This window comes from Sphingomonas melonis DAPP-PG 224, from assembly GCF_000379045.1.
Classification (GTDB): Bacteria; Pseudomonadota; Alphaproteobacteria; order Sphingomonadales; family Sphingomonadaceae; genus Sphingomonas; species Sphingomonas aquatilis.
In genome coordinates this window covers 14553-29899 of the sequence record NZ_KB900605.1, presented here as the reverse complement: position 1 = coordinate 29899, position 15347 = coordinate 14553, and the positions used below count along the sequence as shown (strand labels likewise).

General features: G+C 67.2%; 23 protein-coding genes. 20 read left to right on the top strand and 3 right to left on the bottom strand.

All coding sequences use genetic code 11. From position 1 onward, the window contains the following. Positions 1-73: 73 nt before the first annotated feature. The 6 genes from SPHME3_RS0100190 (at position 74) to SPHME3_RS0100165 (ending at position 3993) form a co-directional block, all read left to right on the top strand. Complete coding sequence (locus SPHME3_RS0100190) at positions 74-715, top strand: hypothetical protein (protein WP_018250451.1); 642 nt, start codon at positions 74-76, stop codon at positions 713-715. A 13-nt stretch (positions 716-728) separates the two neighbouring features. Beyond that, positions 729-1025, top strand: coding sequence for a hypothetical protein (locus SPHME3_RS0100185; protein ID WP_018250450.1), 297 nt, complete (start codon positions 729-731; stop codon positions 1023-1025). Between the two features lie 16 nt (positions 1026-1041). Further along, entirely contained in the window at positions 1042-1353 is a 312-nt protein-coding gene (locus SPHME3_RS0100180) for a hypothetical protein (protein ID WP_018250449.1), read from the top strand. A 78-nt stretch (positions 1354-1431) separates the two neighbouring features. After that, positions 1432-1935 (top strand): hypothetical protein, encoded by a 504-nt coding sequence (locus tag SPHME3_RS0100175; protein ID WP_018250448.1) that lies wholly within the window; start codon positions 1432-1434, stop codon positions 1933-1935. 52 nt (positions 1936-1987) lie between these two features. Further along, positions 1988-2686 carry a hypothetical protein gene (locus SPHME3_RS0100170; RefSeq protein ID WP_018250447.1) on the top strand — a complete coding sequence of 233 codons (699 nt, stop codon included), beginning with the start codon at positions 1988-1990 and terminating at the stop codon, positions 2684-2686. Then, complete coding sequence (locus SPHME3_RS0100165; protein ID WP_018250446.1) at positions 2683-3993, top strand: hypothetical protein; 1311 nt, start codon at positions 2683-2685, stop codon at positions 3991-3993. Before SPHME3_RS0100170 ends, SPHME3_RS0100165 begins: the two co-directional genes overlap by 4 nt. Here SPHME3_RS0100165 and SPHME3_RS0100160 read toward each other — a convergent pair. Next, positions 3990-4283: a hypothetical protein gene (locus tag SPHME3_RS0100160; RefSeq protein ID WP_097352038.1), complete on the bottom strand. Its 294-nt coding sequence runs from the start codon at positions 4281-4283 to the stop codon at positions 3990-3992. The two genes, SPHME3_RS0100165 and SPHME3_RS0100160, sit on opposite strands and share 4 nt — an antisense overlap. A 125-nt stretch (positions 4284-4408) precedes the next feature. On the opposite strand from SPHME3_RS0100160, the gene SPHME3_RS0100155 reads away from it, so the two are divergent. The 5 genes from SPHME3_RS0100155 to SPHME3_RS0100135 all read left to right on the top strand — a co-directional run bounded on the left by SPHME3_RS0100155 (position 4409) and on the right by SPHME3_RS0100135 (position 8405). After that, positions 4409-4948 carry a hypothetical protein gene (locus SPHME3_RS0100155; protein WP_018250444.1) on the top strand — a complete coding sequence of 180 codons (540 nt, stop codon included), beginning with the start codon at positions 4409-4411 and terminating at the stop codon, positions 4946-4948. Between the two features lie 91 nt (positions 4949-5039). Further along, on the top strand, positions 5040-5324 hold the full coding sequence (locus SPHME3_RS0100150) for a hypothetical protein (protein ID WP_018250443.1): 285 nt from the start codon (positions 5040-5042) through the stop codon (positions 5322-5324). A 42-nt stretch (positions 5325-5366) separates the two neighbouring features. After that, a complete protein-coding gene (locus SPHME3_RS0100145) occupies positions 5367-5885 on the top strand; it encodes a hypothetical protein (RefSeq protein WP_018250442.1) in 519 nt (172 codons plus the stop codon). Between the two features lie 22 nt (positions 5886-5907). Beyond that, on the top strand, positions 5908-7134 hold the full coding sequence (locus tag SPHME3_RS0100140; RefSeq protein WP_018250441.1) for a helicase HerA domain-containing protein: 1227 nt from the start codon (positions 5908-5910) through the stop codon (positions 7132-7134). After that, complete coding sequence (locus tag SPHME3_RS0100135) at positions 7131-8405, top strand: hypothetical protein (RefSeq protein ID WP_018250440.1); 1275 nt, start codon at positions 7131-7133, stop codon at positions 8403-8405. The genes SPHME3_RS0100140 and SPHME3_RS0100135 overlap by 4 nt, the downstream gene beginning before the upstream one ends. Here SPHME3_RS0100135 and SPHME3_RS0100130 read toward each other — a convergent pair. Beyond that, positions 8387-8740, bottom strand: coding sequence for a hypothetical protein (locus tag SPHME3_RS0100130; RefSeq protein WP_156021344.1), 354 nt, complete (start codon positions 8738-8740; stop codon positions 8387-8389). The two genes, SPHME3_RS0100135 and SPHME3_RS0100130, sit on opposite strands and share 19 nt — an antisense overlap. A gap of 83 nt (positions 8741-8823) precedes the next feature. Between SPHME3_RS0100130 and SPHME3_RS0100125 the strand changes: the two genes are divergently transcribed. The 8 genes from SPHME3_RS0100125 (at position 8824) to SPHME3_RS20915 (ending at position 14252) form a co-directional block, all read left to right on the top strand. After that, positions 8824-10500 (top strand): ATP-binding protein, encoded by a 1677-nt coding sequence (locus SPHME3_RS0100125; protein WP_018250438.1) that lies wholly within the window; start codon positions 8824-8826, stop codon positions 10498-10500. A gap of 1 nt (position 10501) precedes the next feature. Then, on the top strand, positions 10502-10696 hold the full coding sequence (locus tag SPHME3_RS0100120; RefSeq protein ID WP_018250437.1) for a hypothetical protein: 195 nt from the start codon (positions 10502-10504) through the stop codon (positions 10694-10696). Further along, positions 10693-11655: a hypothetical protein gene (locus SPHME3_RS0100115; RefSeq protein WP_026189049.1), complete on the top strand. Its 963-nt coding sequence runs from the start codon at positions 10693-10695 to the stop codon at positions 11653-11655. The genes SPHME3_RS0100120 and SPHME3_RS0100115 overlap by 4 nt, the downstream gene beginning before the upstream one ends. Before the next feature lie 41 nt (positions 11656-11696). Then, entirely contained in the window at positions 11697-12056 is a 360-nt protein-coding gene (locus SPHME3_RS0100110) for a DUF3768 domain-containing protein (RefSeq protein WP_018250435.1), read from the top strand. Further along, positions 12053-12877, top strand: coding sequence for a Mom family adenine methylcarbamoylation protein (locus tag SPHME3_RS0100105; RefSeq protein ID WP_018250434.1), 825 nt, complete (start codon positions 12053-12055; stop codon positions 12875-12877). The genes SPHME3_RS0100110 and SPHME3_RS0100105 overlap by 4 nt, the downstream gene beginning before the upstream one ends. Positions 12878-12895: 18 nt before the next feature. Next, the gene (locus tag SPHME3_RS0100100) at positions 12896-13303 is read left to right on the top strand and encodes a response regulator (protein WP_018250433.1); all 408 of its coding nucleotides are present in this window, start codon (positions 12896-12898) and stop codon (positions 13301-13303) included. A 190-nt stretch (positions 13304-13493) separates the two neighbouring features. Continuing rightward, entirely contained in the window at positions 13494-13688 is a 195-nt protein-coding gene (locus tag SPHME3_RS0100095; RefSeq protein ID WP_018250432.1) for a hypothetical protein, read from the top strand. Between the two features lie 363 nt (positions 13689-14051). Then, complete coding sequence (locus tag SPHME3_RS20915; protein WP_097352040.1) at positions 14052-14252, top strand: hypothetical protein; 201 nt, start codon at positions 14052-14054, stop codon at positions 14250-14252. Between the two features lie 122 nt (positions 14253-14374). Here SPHME3_RS20915 and SPHME3_RS0100080 read toward each other — a convergent pair whose 3' ends face one another. Further along, positions 14375-14869, bottom strand: coding sequence for a hypothetical protein (locus tag SPHME3_RS0100080; RefSeq protein ID WP_018250429.1), 495 nt, complete (start codon positions 14867-14869; stop codon positions 14375-14377). Between SPHME3_RS0100080 and SPHME3_RS20435 the strand changes: the two genes are divergently transcribed. Next, positions 14840-15346, top strand: coding sequence for a hypothetical protein (locus SPHME3_RS20435; RefSeq protein ID WP_196801615.1), 507 nt, complete (start codon positions 14840-14842; stop codon positions 15344-15346). The two genes, SPHME3_RS0100080 and SPHME3_RS20435, sit on opposite strands and share 30 nt — an antisense overlap. Position 15347: the final 1 nt, after the last annotated feature.

The window sequence follows — 15347 nt, the reverse complement described above, 5'->3', positions numbered from 1 at the left end:
CAGGGCGACCGGAGGGGAGAGGGGACGGGAGGGCGAGCGCGATGGTCGCGCTTCCGACCCGGAGACGCCCCCCATGTTCGACGTCGCATTCCGCCACCAGCAGGCGCTCGATCCCAGCGCGCTGACCACCATCCCGACCACGATCCACGCGATCGAAAAGGCGATCGAGGACTGCCGGCATGCCGGGCTCGATGCGAACAGCGATCCCGCGATCGTGCTGCTCGCCCGCCATCTCGCCGCCATCTGCGCCGCCCGCCCCGACGACACCGTGCTGCGCGGCACCTGCGCCGACCGCGTGGCGGCACTGCGACGCTTCCCCCCGCTGCTGTCGCTCGCGATCCGCGGCGTTGCCTATGATGCGGTCGCCAAGGAGCGTTTCCATATCGATGGCCGAAAGGCGCTGCGCCGGCTTGCCGCCGCGCTCGACGTCGCGCCCGATGCCTTCGATATCCATTCGCTGCCCGGCGAGGTCTCGATGGCGGGTGAGATCGTGCTGCGCACGTCCGATCTTCATCTCGAACTGACGATCGGGCGGCTGCGCGAAGGTCGCGAACTGCTCTACCGCCGTGCCGGCGTGACGCGCGATCCGGCGGGTCCGCCCAACCATTATGCCGCGATGCGCGAACTCATCGACCCCGAACGGCTTGCGCGCCGCATCCGCCGCGACCTCGAGCTGACGGCGCCTGTGGCGCTGCCGGCACTGATGACCGCCTGACGGGAGAGCGCCCATGGACATCGATCCCGCCATCGCCGCCGCGCGTGCCGAGGTCGCGCGGCTGACCCGCTACCTCGAGCGACGCAAGGACTTCCTCGACGCGCTCGACTGGCACGCGCTCCCGGACGAGATCGCCCGCCAGTCCGCGATGCTCGACGATCTGCTCGCCGGCGATCTTGCCGATGCCGTCCTTTACCGCGACTGGCTGGAGAAACGCGCGGCCGATGGTCATCACCTCGCCACCGGCATCCTACGCTTTGAGCCAAGGCCGCGTCCGTGGCACCCTGAATGGAACACGCTTGCAGCCTGACCAGGAGGTTATCACCATGAGCCGCCACCAGTTCCCCGGCCTCGATGGCGCGTCCACCGTCTTCATCGGATGGGACAGGCCGATGCAGACCTTCTTCGTACAGGTGCTGCGTCCGCATCCCCACCTCGCCGGCGAGGAAGAGACCGTGGCATGGCACGGCACCGCGATCGGCGAGCTTGCCAACGCCCGCGAGGCGGTGACGATCGCGTCGCGCTGGGCCAGCCTTCCATCCGACCTTGCCATCCGTCTCGAAACCGACCGGCTGAAGACGCTCGGGCAATCGGATGGCGAAGCGCAGCTTGCTGCCAGGCGGTTCATTACCCGCTGATCCAGCCTGCCCCGGGGTAGCGAAGGGGAGGGGGAAGGGATGGTCGATCCGGTACTGGATCGACGGAGAACCCCCCCCATGTCCTACACGATCGACCTTGGTGCCGGTCCGGCCGAAGAAGATTGCGCGCAACTCGGCCGGTCGCCCGACTTCGACACGCTGAATGCGCTCGAGATCGAGGCGTATCGCTGCGCGCTGATCGCGCGCCACGGCGCGCCGCCCGCAGGGTGCCGCTTCAGGACCATCGCCAACCACCACGACTTCGGCTGCTACCGCACGCTTGGGTTGCGCATCACCGATGAGGATGACGCCGCGGTGTCAGCCTATGCCGAAGCCGTTGAGGATGGGCTTGCCACCTGGATCGAGGCGGGTTTCCGCGCGCCGGTCAGCTACGCCGGACCTGTGCCGGTCGTCGATCATATCGACACCGCTGCCATCGTCATCGGCGCGCTGATGACGACGCGTCCTGCCTGCGACGGCACTTTCCCGGTAGCCGACTTCGCCGTCCTTCATGCCAACCTTGCCGCCGCCTTCCCCGCCGAGGCCGCGACTGCCCGCGCACGGCTCGCCGCATCCGCCTGAACGGCAGACTTACGGCGCATGGCGCCGATCCATCCGAAATGGAGAAATCCCCATGGCCAACAGCTACACCAAGGCCGCGTTCGCGCTCACCGTCACTGCCGGGGAGGCGAACATGCTGCGGCTCGCCGAGCGCGCGGTCGACATCCTCGACACCAATGGCGCCGACGAGGATCTCGCGCTCGGCTACGACAGTCTCGGCACCGCCTTCCATGCGCTGTTCCCGCCGAAAGGAACGAGCATGTTCGAGAGCTTCCTCGACCTGTTCGACGATTGGAGCTTCCCTTACCTGGACTGCCGGATCGACCTGTCCGAACCCGACGCGAACGGCCTGGTGCAGGCGCTGTTCTCCGGTGACCAGTTCGGTGTCGAGCCGGTCGCCAAACTGATCCGCATCGCCTGTCCCTCCGCGCTGCCGTGCGGCTTTGCGTGGTCGAGCGACTGCGACCGGCTTCATCCTGGCGAGTTCGGAGGCGGGTGCGTCGTCATCACCGCTGACGGTATCGACTGGCACAGCACGACCGGGATTCTCGAGCACGCGCTGCTGCGTGCCGAAAACCGCCACGACGGCATCGACGGCCATGTCCTCGCGGTGCGCAGTCCCGAGGGCGAGATCGCATTCTGGAACCGGACGGACGGTCTGGTCGGGCTTGACCGCGCCACGGTGTGCCGGGGCGACGAGGCGGCTGAGGTCGATCTGTCGGCGTTCGACGCGGCACAATGGATGGCGCTGCCCGCGCCCTTCCACGGATGAGCGCCACAGCGCAGCCGGTAGAACCACCGTTCGACCCGGCCGATCCTGCGTGCTGGCTCGAACGCGGCCGCACGCCTGCCCATGCCGATGCCATCGCGCGCGCGTGGCGCGACTTCCCCGATCTGCCGGCACAGGCGCCGGTGGAAGCGCGCATGGCGCGCGGCCGCGAGAGGATCGCCGCGATGCGCGTCGTCAACGACGCGATCGCGGCCGAAACCAGGGCACAGCGCGAGGCGACCAACTTCGCCTTCACGCAGGCCCAGGTCGAGCAGGGACGCGGTGACGATCGCGACATCGCACTCCTGCAGGGGCGCGACGACTATGGCTATGTCTGGGATTGTGCGTGCCGCTATGCCGATGGCTGGTATGCCGCACACGCGGGCTGGCCGCATCATTACCCGGACGGCATCCCCTCGGACGTACCGCTCGGCGAACGCCGTGCCGCCTATGACCGGGGCTTCACCGATGGCGGCGGGGACCGCACCGACCTGTTCGATGCCGCGAGGCGCGCCTTCACCGCCGACCTGCGCCGCCACAATCTGCCGCCCGCGCCGATCGCGACGGTGACCGGCAGGCCGCTTCCAGGAAGCTGGCCCAAGCCGAGCGACGAGCCGCGACCCGCGCGCTGGTCGCGCCGTCTCGTGGTCCTGTCGGCCAACGATATCGGCGGTGATCCGGCATGGGACTTTCTCGACCTGATCCACGCCCATCCCGGCTCCGAGGCCGCGACGATCGTGGTGCTTACCGAGGGCGGGTTCGTCGCGGCGGATCGCCTCGATAGCGGCGTGCACATCCATGCCGATCGCGAACACCTGCACCGGCAGCTCACCGGGCTTGTCGGCGAGCGTGACTATGACGACGTGCTGGTGACGCTACAGGGCCATGACCTCGACCTGCTCGACGGAATCGCCGGCGCGCTGCCGCTGACGCGCACGATGGAACGCACCCGCAACACGCGGCTCCAGCAGCGCAGCCACCTGCGCATCTGGCTGGCTCGCGGGCGCTGCGACCACGAAACGATGGCAGCGGGGCATATCCGCTGGGGCAAGGCGATTACCGGGCTGACCGGGCGGCTTGGCGAGTTCACCGCGCGCCATGTCGGTCCCGCACCGCACAAGGGGCATCTGATCCGCGTCACGACCGGCGACCTGACCGCGACCGGCTACGCCGCACCCGACGGGACACCGCTTGCACCCGAGATCACCGTGTCGAGCAAGGCAAAGCTTCGCCCGGCTATCGCCTCGACGTTGCGCACCTTCGCCGCGGCGACGCCGCTGATGGCGCAGGCGGTGCGCCGGGCCGCTTAATAGCCGGCCCGCCGGCAGGCAGCGGCGAGCTGCGCGACCCTGGGGTTCCGGGCGCCCAGATCGGCGCGTGCCATCGGCAACGAGCGCGTGCAGATCGTGCGTTCGTCATCATATTTCGCGCTGCGCTGCATCTCCCTTGCATGCGCCGACCTCGAGTTCGCCCGCCGTTCCTCGGATTGGGTGACCGCGTCCTGCGAGAGCGTGCCGGTCAGCCCGCCCATGTCAAATACCTGCGCCGCGGCCGGTGTCGCCGCCATCGCGCCGATAACGCTCAGAATTGCCAGTTTCATGCTCGGTCTCCCGTTCTGGTCGACCGGCTTCCTACCAGATTGCGCGGTCCGGGTCGAACGAGGCCCGGACGAGGCTCGCAAGTGCCGCGCCGCTGGCTCGTGTTTCCCAAGCTGAAAGGATCCCCATGGCTGACATCACCGACCTGCCCGTCATGACCCGCGACGATGCCGTCTCGATCGGTTTCGCGGGGTTCAACGACGTGCCCCACAAGCCCGTCGAGATACCCGACGGCGCGTTCACGATCACGGCGAAGACGAGCGAGGGACGCCGCATCACCTTCTCGTTCATGGGCAAGGGCTATGATGGCCCGGCGCGCTTCGTCGACATCCAGTTCCACGATCGCGGCACCGTCATCCCAAACGCCGATAACGGGGTATCACCCACCTTCAACGCCTTCGCGATCACGCGCGGCGGACGGCACATCATCGACAGCCGGCCGCTTGACGAAGACGAAAAGCCCTCGATCGTCGTCGTCCTGATGGACAAGGCGGGAGACGAGCCGTCGCGTCCGAACCGAACGAGCGCTCCCAACAAGGACCGTGTCCTTGCCGACCTGCTGGACCGCGCAGCGACCGTCATCTCCGATCCCCATGACAACATACTCGCCGACCACAGTGATCTGGTCGACACGCTGACCGCCGAGGCCGCACGGCGCCGTCGATGACCGGCCTCCCCTTCTGCACGGGGAGCGGAGGGGGAGGGCAGGGGAGAGCGGATGGAATCGACCGTGCGCTCGAACCCGAAAGCACCGTCCCATGCGCAGCATCCTCGCTTTCTACGAAATCGACCGCGAGTACGGAGGTCCAGAAGAGGGGGGCTGGTGGTACGACAGCGGCACCTTCGTCCGTGCCATCGCCCTCCACTTCGACGATGCCGCCGCGATCGCCGCGCAGCAGCGCGCCAACCGGCTTCTCGAACGCCTCCAGCGGCATCGCCCCACCATCGATTCCTGCCTCTATGCGGGCGGTCGATACCGGGCTTTGACCTTCACCGGCCTGCCGCCGGAGCGCTTCCCGGCCGAGCGCCCACGCTACGCCTGAGCCCGGCCACGGTCATTCACCACAGTCACGAAAGGATCGGTCATGCACCGCGTCCATTATTTCGCCACCAGCGCCGACGCATTCGATGCCTGCTTCGAGACACATCCGGGACTTGCCGAAGGCGATGTCATCGTCGCGCTCGCCGAAGGTGTCGTCGGCCTCGCCTCGGTCTATCCGATCGCGGTGACGCGCCAAGGCGGTGCGCTGCACCACATGCCGGCAATGACGCGCGAGGTGCTGCTCGGCGAGATCGTCCACGATGCCGCGCAAATAACCAACGCCGTCGAAACCGCGCTCGTGCACCGTCTGCCCGTCGAACCTCATTACCTCCCGTTCGCCAGCAGGCGGCATATCCTGCGCGCCGGCGAGGCCGCCGTCGCCTTGCGGCCCGATGACATCCTCGCGGTCGCCGACGCGATCGACCACCGCCTGCGCGCGCTGCGGACACGCCTCGATGGGGCCGTACCCGACAGCTCGCAGGCGCTGTTCCTCGAACGCGGCATCGCGCAGCTCGCCGAGGCTCGCGACCGCCTGGCGGCTTATGCCCGCGATCCGCGCTGACCGCTCGACCAGGGAGCCCGCCATGCTCGATACGCTCGACCCCACCGCGACCCGAACGGGCGAACCGCCGCGCACCGCGACGCGCGTGCCGATCGGCCGTCACGCGACCGGCACGCTCGATCTCGATCTCGACCGGCTGCTTGCCGGGCGGATGTTGCTCCAGGGCGGTTCGGGCGCCGGCAAGAGCCGCACCATGCGGCGCATCGTCGAGGAAGCGTTCGATTACGTCCAGACGATCATCGTCGATCCCGAAGGCGAGTTCGGCAACCTCGCCGCGCACATCGGTGCGACGACCCTGAAAGCGGTCGAGATCGCATCGGACGGTCTGACCGCCGCGGCACTGCGCGCCCGACGTCACCGGATCGCGCTCCACCTCGACCTTACCGACCTCGATCCCGAACAGCGCATCGTCAAGGCTTCGGCCTTCTTCGCCGGACTGATCGGGGCGCCACGCGAGGACTGGACGCATACCGTGCTGGTCGCGATCGACGAGGGGCATCTGCTTGCCCCGCATATCGCGGGCTCGGCGCGCGATGCCGAAACCCGCCGCCTCGGCGTTGCGACCCTCACCGATCTGTGCGCGCGAGGCCGCAAGCGGGGTATCGCGCCGGTGATCGCCACCCAGCGGCTCGCCAAACTGTCGGCCTCGGTCATCTCCGAGCTTCAAAACTTCCTGATCGGCATCAACGTCTTCGACCGCGATATCGCGCGCGCGGCCGACATCCTCGGCTTCGGCGCGCGCGAGGCAGACCGTCTGCGGCTGCTCGAACCAGGTGAGTTCTACGCCTTCGGCCCGGCGCTCACCGCCACGCCGACGCTCGCCCGGATCGATCCGACCATCACCAGCCATCTGGGGCAAACACCCGCCCTGCACGGTGCGGCCGACATCGAAGCGGCCGAGGCGGAACGGCTGCTCGACCTCGATGCCTTGCGCGAAGCACCGGCTCGCCGCGATACCGCGCTCGCCATTCGCGGCACCCGCGCGCTCGATACCTTCCTGCTTGACGATGCCGCGCCGGTCGCGGCCGCGATCTGTCTTGCGCTGCGCCGGATCGCGCCCAACGCGACGACCGCGACCGAGCTTGCCCGCCACCTCGCGCTGGACGCCGAGGCCGTGGATGCCGCGCTCGACCTTCTGGCACTTCTCTCCGCGATCGACACCATGCCGCGCGGCACCGACCGCATGGCGAGGCTTCATGCGCGGCTGCGCGCCCGCCTCGGCGACGTGCCCGTGGTCGGTCTGTCATGACCCGCATCGCCGCCTTTCCCGACGACGCGGAGGCCCACGCTCCCGTCATCGTCGAACTGGTCGCCTGCCCGGCGCCGGTGATACCGGCCGAGGGGACTGCCCTTGCCGAGGTGCCGTTCAGCCAGCACGCCTGGCTCCCGGGCGAGATCGACACGCTGCGCCATCTGTTCGCCGGGGATGCCACTATCCCCGATATCGCCGCTGCAACCAGGCGATCGATATGGGCGGTACGTGAGCGCCTGGCAGTGCTCGGGCTTCGCCGCGCCAGCAGCCGGCCTTGGGGCGAAATGGAGGACGATGAACTGGTCCGGCGCTACGGGCAGGATGCGACCGCGGACATCGCCTCGGACTTCGGGCGAAGCTGCGGGGCGGTCTATGCCCGTGCCGGATCGCTTGGCCTGACCGAGAGCCATCCGCCACCATGGACACCATGGGAAGATGCCCAACTGCGCACCGGGTATCTCGCCGGCGTCGCGCTGGTCGCGATCGGGGAGATCATCGGGCGTTCGACCGGCGCGGTGTCCGCGCGTGCCGGCGCGCTCGGCTGCAAGCATCCCGCGCGCAGTGCGCCGTGGCCGAGCGATGAACTCGCCCATGCCGTCACCCTGATCGTGGCGGGACACCGCTACGAGGCGGTGCGGGGAATGCTCACCGCCGAAGGCTATGCCGAACGATCACTATCCGCGATCAAGCAGCTTGCGGGTCGCCTCGGGATCGGGCGGGGCTGGGGCCGGAACTGGACCCGTGAGGAGGACGATCTGCTGCGCGAGGCGTACAGGGATGCGGCAAGCCTCCCGGCCGTCGCCGCTCGCCTCGGTCGCCCCCCCGGATCGGTGCGCTGGCGTGCCGGTCACCTCGGCCTGCGCGGCACCCATGCGAAGGCTGACGGCTTTCGCGCCGGCCCGGTATGGACCAAGACCGATATCGCCACCCTGCGCGCGCTCTACGGGACGATGCCGATGGATGCGCTCGCGCACCGGATGGGACGGACCAGGGCCGCGCTGTTCACCCGCGCCAACCTCCTTGGACTGGTACACGGTTACCACCGTGCCTTCACGCCTGACGAGCGGGCCGCGGTGCGCATCGCCCATGCCAATGGCATTGCGCTCGCCGACCTCGCGACTGCGCTCGGGCGCAAGGCGGCGACGCTCAGCAAATATACCGGGAGCCACGGGCTGTCGTTCGGTCGGCGGGAACGGCTTGTACCTCCGCCGACGCTTGCGACCATCCTCGCCCTTGGAGCATCGGGCGATCAGGACCCTGGCTCTTGACGCGTGCCGAACTGCATTGCCGCCAGATGTAGCTCCTCGCGCCACTTCTCCTCGTAACCTTCGCTCAGATCCTGTCCCGAAAGCCGTTCGAGGTTCCTCGTGACCTTCGCCGGATCGAAGGTTTCTCCGGTACGGTCGGCGAACACCATCCGCATCGTCTGAAGATGCTGTAGCTGCGCGGCGGTCCGCAACGCGGCGCGTATCGCTTCCTCGCCTGAATCCCGATCCGGCCCGAGCATAGCGTTCAGCCGGCCATAGTCCGACAACGTGAGCGGTTCGGGCATCGGCACCATGTCAAACTCCTTCGGGTTCATCACGGCAGCATCAACGATCACGCGCCGTCATCGGTGCACGAGGCAGCAAAGGGGAGCGGGATGGGGAAGGGCGGGCCGAGAGCCCGCCAGAACGGAGCATTCCCATGATCCCAGCCACCATCGCGACCGCGGTCGCCCCCGAGACGATCGCCAAGGTCACGCGCCTGTTCAACAACACCGCGTATGACGTGATCTGCGAGCTGCTCCAGAACGCGCGGCGTGCCGGCGCAAGTGTCGTGGCCATTGCGCTCAACAGTGCCGGCAGCGAGCACTTCCTGCACGTCACCGATGACGGTCACGGCATTGCCGATCCCGCCAGCATCGTGACGCTCGGCCGTTCGGGCTGGTCCGATGAGACTCGCCGCGCCGAAGATCCCGCCGGCATGGGCGTCTTCAGCCTCGCCGGGCGCGATGTCATCATCCGCTCCTTTTCCAAGCCCGACCGGCAAGGCTGGATGGCGCATATTCCGGCCTCCGCCTGGGAAACGAGCCGCCCGATCGCGATCTCGTCCGATCCGATCGCGCGCGGCACCGCCATCACCGTCCGCGTTCCCGACGAATGGCTGAAAACCCTCGAACGCGATGTCGAGAAGGCCGCCAAACACTATCCGGTGCCGGTCACCTGGAACGGCAATGACCTGGTGCAAGAGGACTGGCTGAAGGACGCCAATCATATCGAGGAATGGCAAGGCGTTCGCATCGGCGTGTTCCAGAAACACCCGTCGCATTATTCCTCGCGCGACGGCCGCCTCAATTTCCACGGCCTGACCATCCCATGCGACCTGCCCTACGTCCAGGAGGTCGATCGGGGCGGCCACTGGATCGCGCGGGTCGACATCTTCGACGCCCCGCAGATCCAGCTCGTGCTCCCGGCGCGCAAGGAAGTCGTCGAGAACGACGGCATCGCCCGCCTGCGCGATGCGGTCCGCGTCGCGATCTACCGCGCGATCGAGGCCGCGGGCACGCACCGGCTGTCGGCGCATGACTGGCGCGAGGCGTGCTCGCTCGGCATCGTGCTCCCCGAGGCCGCGGCCTATCTGCTGTCCTGGACGCCGAACGCGGCAGATTCCTCGCGCAACTACGAGAGCGGCCAGCATATCACCGATCCCGGCATGGTGCTGATGCCGGACTTCGACGCCTTGGTCGGCCAGCCCGCCAACGCAGCGATCGCGAAGCACAACCCGTTCGGCGGACCACTGGTCGAAGCGCAGGACGCGTTTCAGGGCTATGGCTGGTACGACATCCTCGCTCAGGTCGAGGATCTGCGCTTCCGCGTGACGCAAGGCGACCGCACCTTCGTCGTCTCCGATACCCAAGAGGCGCCCGCCGAGGCGGAGAGCGGATGGGTTGAGGCGATCACGCTGGAAGCGACGATGCGCCACGCCGGCGCGTTCATCGAGGTGTCGACCGAGGCCGACGTCGCCTTCGCACCCGATCAATGGTCGTGCAACTCGGTCGATGAGACGTCGGTGTTCGTCTTGCGCGGCAGCGACCAGACCGCACTCGGCGTCGTCGACCTCCTCGAAAGCGCGATTTTCTACGCAAGTGACGATAGCGACGCCGATAGCTACAGCACCCAGCTCGAACGCTTCCAGGCCGATGCCGCCGAGCGCATCATCGGCATGCTCGAAGGTGACGACGCCGCGCTGAAGAACCGGGTCCGTGACCTTCTGGCGAGCCACTATTTCGTGGTTCCCGAGGATCGCAGCGTGTCGATCGTGATGACGCGTCGCGGCGTCGAGATCACCGTGTCACCCATCGCCGCGCCCGAGGCCGCGTGACATGGCCCGTTACAACCACGCCTATACGCTCGCGTTCAGCCTGGTCTCGAACGACGACAAGGGGCATGACGTCGATGCCCGCCAGCTGCGCGCCGCGCTGCTGGCGCGCATCATCGATCTCGACAACGAAGGCACCTGGATCGAGGCGACCGGCGCGCCCTTCGACAGCTATCTCGAACCGGAGGAGCCGTCATGATCCTCCCAACAGCCCCGTCGACCGTCCTCCCGCCGCCCCCGGTGGTTCTCGCCTATGGCGTCGGCGTCGACAGCACCGCGCTCCTGATCGAGAAGCACGCCCGCGGCGAAGCGCCCGGCCTCGTGCTCACCGCCGATACCGGCGTCGAGAAGCCGGCGACCTATGAGTATCTCGACGTGATCCGGCCCTGGATGCGCGATCGCGGCATCCGGTTCGAGCTGGTCAGCTATGTGCCCAGGCGCTTCAAGCACTGGCCGCCCTATTTCGGCCTCCTCGAAATGTGCCTGACCAACGCCACGCTGCCGTCCAAGTCGCTTGGCGGCTCGTCGTGCAGCCTCAAATACAAGAAGGCACCACAGGACAGGTTCCTCAGCCTCTGGCAGCCGGCGATCGATGCGTGGGGCAGGGGTCAGCGGGTGACGCGGCTGATCGGTTACGACGCCGGCCCGCGCGACACCGCGCGCGCCAATCACGCCATGAGCATCGACGATCCGCTCTACCATTGCGAATATCCGCTTCGCGAATGGCGCTGGGACCGGCCCGCCTGCGTTACCCGGATCGAGGCCGAAGGCCTCCCCGTACCGCCCAAGTCGGCGTGCTGGATCTGTATCGCCAACCACCCGGACGAGATCCGCGGCCTGCCGCAATGGTGTCTGCGCCTGATCGTCCTGGTCGAGGCGCGCGCTGCGCCACGACTCCATACGGTCGAGGGACTGTGGCGACGCGGCACCCGTGCGCGGCCCGGATCGATGACCGCGTTCATCCGCGCCGAGCATCTCCTCCCCGGTGACGAGATCGACCGCATCATGCGCGACGCGCCGCTCGACCTGATCCGGTTCCAGGACGTCGCCGCTGTGATCCCGGTGACCGAACGGCCGACCATGGCAAGCTGGCTCGACCGCTTTCACGCGGCTTTCCCCGACCGCCGCCCGCGCGATGTGATCTCGCTCGCCGCCTGACCAACACGATCCATCATCGTATCGAACAAGGGAGCATCATCATGATCGCTGTCACCGACGAGACGCGCACCGAGATCATCGGCCGCCTCAACGACCGCTGCCGCCAGGGGCTCGACCGCACCGCCCGCATCGTTGTCACCCGGACCTGTCTCGCCACGCTGGCAGGCGACACGCTCGCCTCGCGGGCAATCGCCCAGGCCCACCTCATGCAGGCGCTACGCCGCTGCACCTTCGATCCGCGCGATACCGAACGCAACCGCGGCAGTTTCACGGTGCGCGACACCGAGGTGTTCTTCGCGATCGACTATTACGATGCCGCGCTCGAATATGGTTCGGAAGATCCCGCCGACGCCGGCGTCACCACCCGCGTCCTCACGCTCATGCTGCGCGAGGATCTGTGATAACCGCCCGCTCACAGCGCTGGCGTGACCGCCGCGCCTCGTTCGTCTCCGACGACACCGTTATCGACCCGCGCCGCTACGCCGTCGATGTCATCGACCATGCGACCGCGCGTGCCTTCATCGCCGACCACCATTATCTGCCCCGCTATCCCGCCGCTCAGCTCGCGGTTGGCCTGTTCGGACCCGGTGCGGGTGAGCGCGCATCGCTGGTCGGGGCTATCGTCTTCGGCGTTCCCGCGACAGGGGCGGTCATCACCCGCCACACCGGCTTCGCCGATCCGGCGCGCGGCTGCGTTCTGCAACGCCTGCTCTGCCTGCCAAGCGTCGCGGCCAACGGGGAAAGTTACTTCGCCTCACGCGCCTTCCGGCTGTTGCGGCAGGCTCGATCCCGCATCGAGGCCGTGGTCAGCTTCTCCGATCCGGGCTTTGGTCACTGCGGCTGTGTCTATGCCGCACTGTCAGGCGCCTATCGTGGTCGGACGCGCGCCCGCAACGTCCTTCGCATCGCCGGCGAGACGATCTCCGAGCGCACGCTGTCGAAGATCCGCAACCTCGAAACCGGCCATGCCGGTGCGATCGACCAGTTGGTCCGCCTCGGCGCCCGCCGGCCCGCGACCGGCGAGCATCCCCGCGCCTGGCTCGATACGCTCAAGGCAAACGGGGTGCTTGCGGCACAGCGCCAAAGCCCGCTGTTCACCTATTGCTTCGAACTTACCCGCCGCGCGCGCACGGCCGGGCAAAGCCTGCCACGGCTCGCCTACCCACGCCGCAGCGACGCCATCGCCCAATATCTTTTAGCGCCGCATCAATCACATCGCTGACCGGGGAGTTATATCACTATGACCCTTTCCACCGTCCCCTATGCCCTCGCCGTCGATGACGATCCCCTGATCCTCATGGATGCCCGCTCCATTCTCGAAGATGCCGGCTATCGCTGCCACGAAGCCGACGACGGCGATGGAGCCATCGATCTGCTTGGCCAGAAGGCCGAACAGATCATGCTCCTCTTCTCCGATGTCGAGATGCCCGGCAGCCTCGACGGCTTCGAGCTTGCCCGGAAGGTTTTCGCCACCTGGCCGTGGATTGATATCGTCATCGCCAGCGGCCGCATCACCCCCGAGCCTGGCGACATGCCCGAGAACGCCACCTTCATCTCCAAGCCGTTCACCGCCCGGCTCGTGCACGACCATCTCCGCCAGACCCTGCCCGACGGCAAGAAGCCCGAACCGCTCAAGGAAAAATCCTGAGCCGCCTTGGCGGCTGTATCAAAACGAAACGGGGCGGCACCCTTGCAGAGATGCCGCCCCGTTCCCGAAGGATCCTCCATCCGGACGGATCAACCACTCGAACGCCACAGCGCCCGTTCCGGTCCCGATCACTCTTATACGATCGCTTCCTGATTTTCCATGAACGAACCCGCTACCCAAGGATTACGCCATGACCGACACCGCTTTTTCCGCCCGCCGGGGTCGCCTAGCCTCGTTCGAGAACGCCTATGCCGTCGCCGTTCAGCGTCGCGAAGACACCGGCGCCGACCAATATGTCATCGCCACCGGCAATCCCGTCCAGCCCTTCCGCGTCTCCCGGCACGAACCAGCCCCGACCGACACCGTCTATGCGATGGTCGCCTGAACATTCGTCGGGCAACCTCGCTGCCGGAATCATGATCTTCGCCGATGCGGCCTCACATCGTCGCCATGAACAACCCGGCCGCCGGCCTATTCTCAAAATGTTCGATCTGAGCGTGCAACGATCCGCACCGTTCGCGTTATGAGACACTTACCCAAACCAGGGAGTATCATGATGCGATTTAGGTCAGGATTGTTGATCGCGTTTCTGGTCAGCAGCGCCGCGATGCCGGCCAATGCTCAAAGCCTGCTCGGCAAGCTTCGGGACGCCGTCAAGGCACCATAAAGTCAGAGCGACGACGACTATGATCCGGTTCGTGCCGACCGGGAGCGTCGCGAGCGCCAGGACGCCCAGTATGAGGCCGACATGCAGCGTCGTCGCGCCAACCCTTGCGTACCGGGCAACATGGCTGCCGATGACACCCGCGAGCTATGTCTCCGCCGCGAGCGCGCCAATGCAGAAACCGACCGCGCCAGCGCGGAATCCGACCGTATCTATCGCGCCAACATGGCCAAGCGTGATCGCGAAGCGGCGGCAGAGCGCGCACGGTACAAACGGCGCAAATAGAACCCGTCGTCATGTGATGACCGTTCGGGTCAGGCCGGTTTCCATGCCTGTATCAAAGGCTGGAAAACCGCCCTGACCCGCATCGGTCGCATCCTCATGTCAGGAGCCGGCATCGGGATCGGTCACAGCCAGACGCTGTTCACCCGATGATCCCGCGCGGTGCGATCCGTACACCCCATGATATCCGCCGCGTTCGGCTCCTCCAGCGCATCCTCATGCGCCCAATGGATCTGCGGCACGCCCGCCTCCCTCAGCGTCACCGACGCCCGGCCACGCGCATATAGCAGCCCCTTGAGCCACCCCAGCATCTCCACCGCCGCCTCGATCGACGTGTCGCTCAGCAGATACCACAACCGCATCTGGAACGGGTTCGCATCGGTGATGATCGCATCCAGCGCCGCATAACCCTCGCCACGCTTCACCCCGCGCGCCACATCACCCTGAAGCGCCTCGAACGCCTCCAGCAACTCGCCCGCCGACAACCACGCAAGGTCGATCTCGACCCCGACCGCCGCACCCGCCAGCACCCGGCGTTCAGGCGCAAGCTCCACGTCGTTCATCACATCGACCAGCGCCAGGTCATAGTCATGCCGCTTGATCGTATCTGTCCAGTGCATCGCCCTCACTCCCTTGCCCGAATATCCTTCAAGGACAACACCTTGAATGAGGCTGCCGTTGCCAGCAAACAAGTCGATGAAAACTTCTCCCCGGCGTCGCGCAGCCGCGCGCGCGCCGGGATCCGCGCAAGCTATCGCGAGGGGACGCCACGGCTCATGAACTGGAACAAGGGCGGCGACAGCCGCGACGAACGCCTCGCTGCCATCGACACCCGCGCGATCCTCGCCGCCGTCGGCGACCTCGAAGACCTTCGTGACCACCTCGCCGACGGTGACGATGACGAGCCGCCCGAAATGCGAACCGACATCCTCAACCTCCACCGCCTCGCCATGGCCGCCGCAAACGGCGCGAGCGACAACGCCGAACTCTTCGACCTCGCCATCGATCTCGCCGATCGCCTCGACGACATGGCCGATATCGTCGATCGGCTCTCCCGAACCGTCAACGCCATCGCCACCCTCGCGCCTGACGACTGAA

Bases quoted from the DNA above. Each gene is read 5' to 3' on its own strand.
- SPHME3_RS0100095 (WP_018250432.1), top strand. From the start codon at position 13,494: ATGACCGACACCGCTTTTTCCGCCCGCCGGGGTCGCCTAGCCTCGTTC.
- SPHME3_RS0100150 (WP_018250443.1), top strand. From the start codon at position 5,040: ATGCGCAGCATCCTCGCTTTCTACGAAATCGACCGCGAGTACGGAGGT.
- SPHME3_RS0100125 (WP_018250438.1), top strand. From the start codon at position 8,824: ATGATCCCAGCCACCATCGCGACCGCGGTCGCCCCCGAGACGATCGCC.
- SPHME3_RS0100115 (WP_026189049.1), top strand. From the start codon at position 10,693: ATGATCCTCCCAACAGCCCCGTCGACCGTCCTCCCGCCGCCCCCGGTG.
- SPHME3_RS20915 (WP_097352040.1), top strand. From the start codon at position 14,052: ATGCAGCGTCGTCGCGCCAACCCTTGCGTACCGGGCAACATGGCTGCC.
- SPHME3_RS0100100 (WP_018250433.1), top strand. From the start codon at position 12,896: ATGACCCTTTCCACCGTCCCCTATGCCCTCGCCGTCGATGACGATCCC.
- SPHME3_RS0100140 (WP_018250441.1), top strand. From the start codon at position 5,908: ATGCTCGATACGCTCGACCCCACCGCGACCCGAACGGGCGAACCGCCG.
- SPHME3_RS0100080 (WP_018250429.1), bottom strand. From the start codon at position 14,869: ATGCACTGGACAGATACGATCAAGCGGCATGACTATGACCTGGCGCTG.
- SPHME3_RS0100155 (WP_018250444.1), top strand. From the start codon at position 4,409: ATGGCTGACATCACCGACCTGCCCGTCATGACCCGCGACGATGCCGTC.
- SPHME3_RS0100175 (WP_018250448.1), top strand. From the start codon at position 1,432: ATGTCCTACACGATCGACCTTGGTGCCGGTCCGGCCGAAGAAGATTGC.
- SPHME3_RS0100145 (WP_018250442.1), top strand. From the start codon at position 5,367: ATGCACCGCGTCCATTATTTCGCCACCAGCGCCGACGCATTCGATGCC.
- SPHME3_RS0100180 (WP_018250449.1), top strand. From the start codon at position 1,042: ATGAGCCGCCACCAGTTCCCCGGCCTCGATGGCGCGTCCACCGTCTTC.
- SPHME3_RS0100110 (WP_018250435.1), top strand. From the start codon at position 11,697: ATGATCGCTGTCACCGACGAGACGCGCACCGAGATCATCGGCCGCCTC.
- SPHME3_RS0100185 (WP_018250450.1), top strand. From the start codon at position 729: ATGGACATCGATCCCGCCATCGCCGCCGCGCGTGCCGAGGTCGCGCGG.
- SPHME3_RS0100165 (WP_018250446.1), top strand. From the start codon at position 2,683: ATGAGCGCCACAGCGCAGCCGGTAGAACCACCGTTCGACCCGGCCGAT.
- SPHME3_RS0100170 (WP_018250447.1), top strand. From the start codon at position 1,988: ATGGCCAACAGCTACACCAAGGCCGCGTTCGCGCTCACCGTCACTGCC.
- SPHME3_RS0100160 (WP_097352038.1), bottom strand. From the start codon at position 4,283: ATGAAACTGGCAATTCTGAGCGTTATCGGCGCGATGGCGGCGACACCG.
- SPHME3_RS0100135 (WP_018250440.1), top strand. From the start codon at position 7,131: ATGACCCGCATCGCCGCCTTTCCCGACGACGCGGAGGCCCACGCTCCC.
- SPHME3_RS0100120 (WP_018250437.1), top strand. From the start codon at position 10,502: ATGGCCCGTTACAACCACGCCTATACGCTCGCGTTCAGCCTGGTCTCG.
- SPHME3_RS20435 (WP_196801615.1), top strand. From the start codon at position 14,840: ATGCCGCTTGATCGTATCTGTCCAGTGCATCGCCCTCACTCCCTTGCC.
- SPHME3_RS0100190 (WP_018250451.1), top strand. From the start codon at position 74: ATGTTCGACGTCGCATTCCGCCACCAGCAGGCGCTCGATCCCAGCGCG.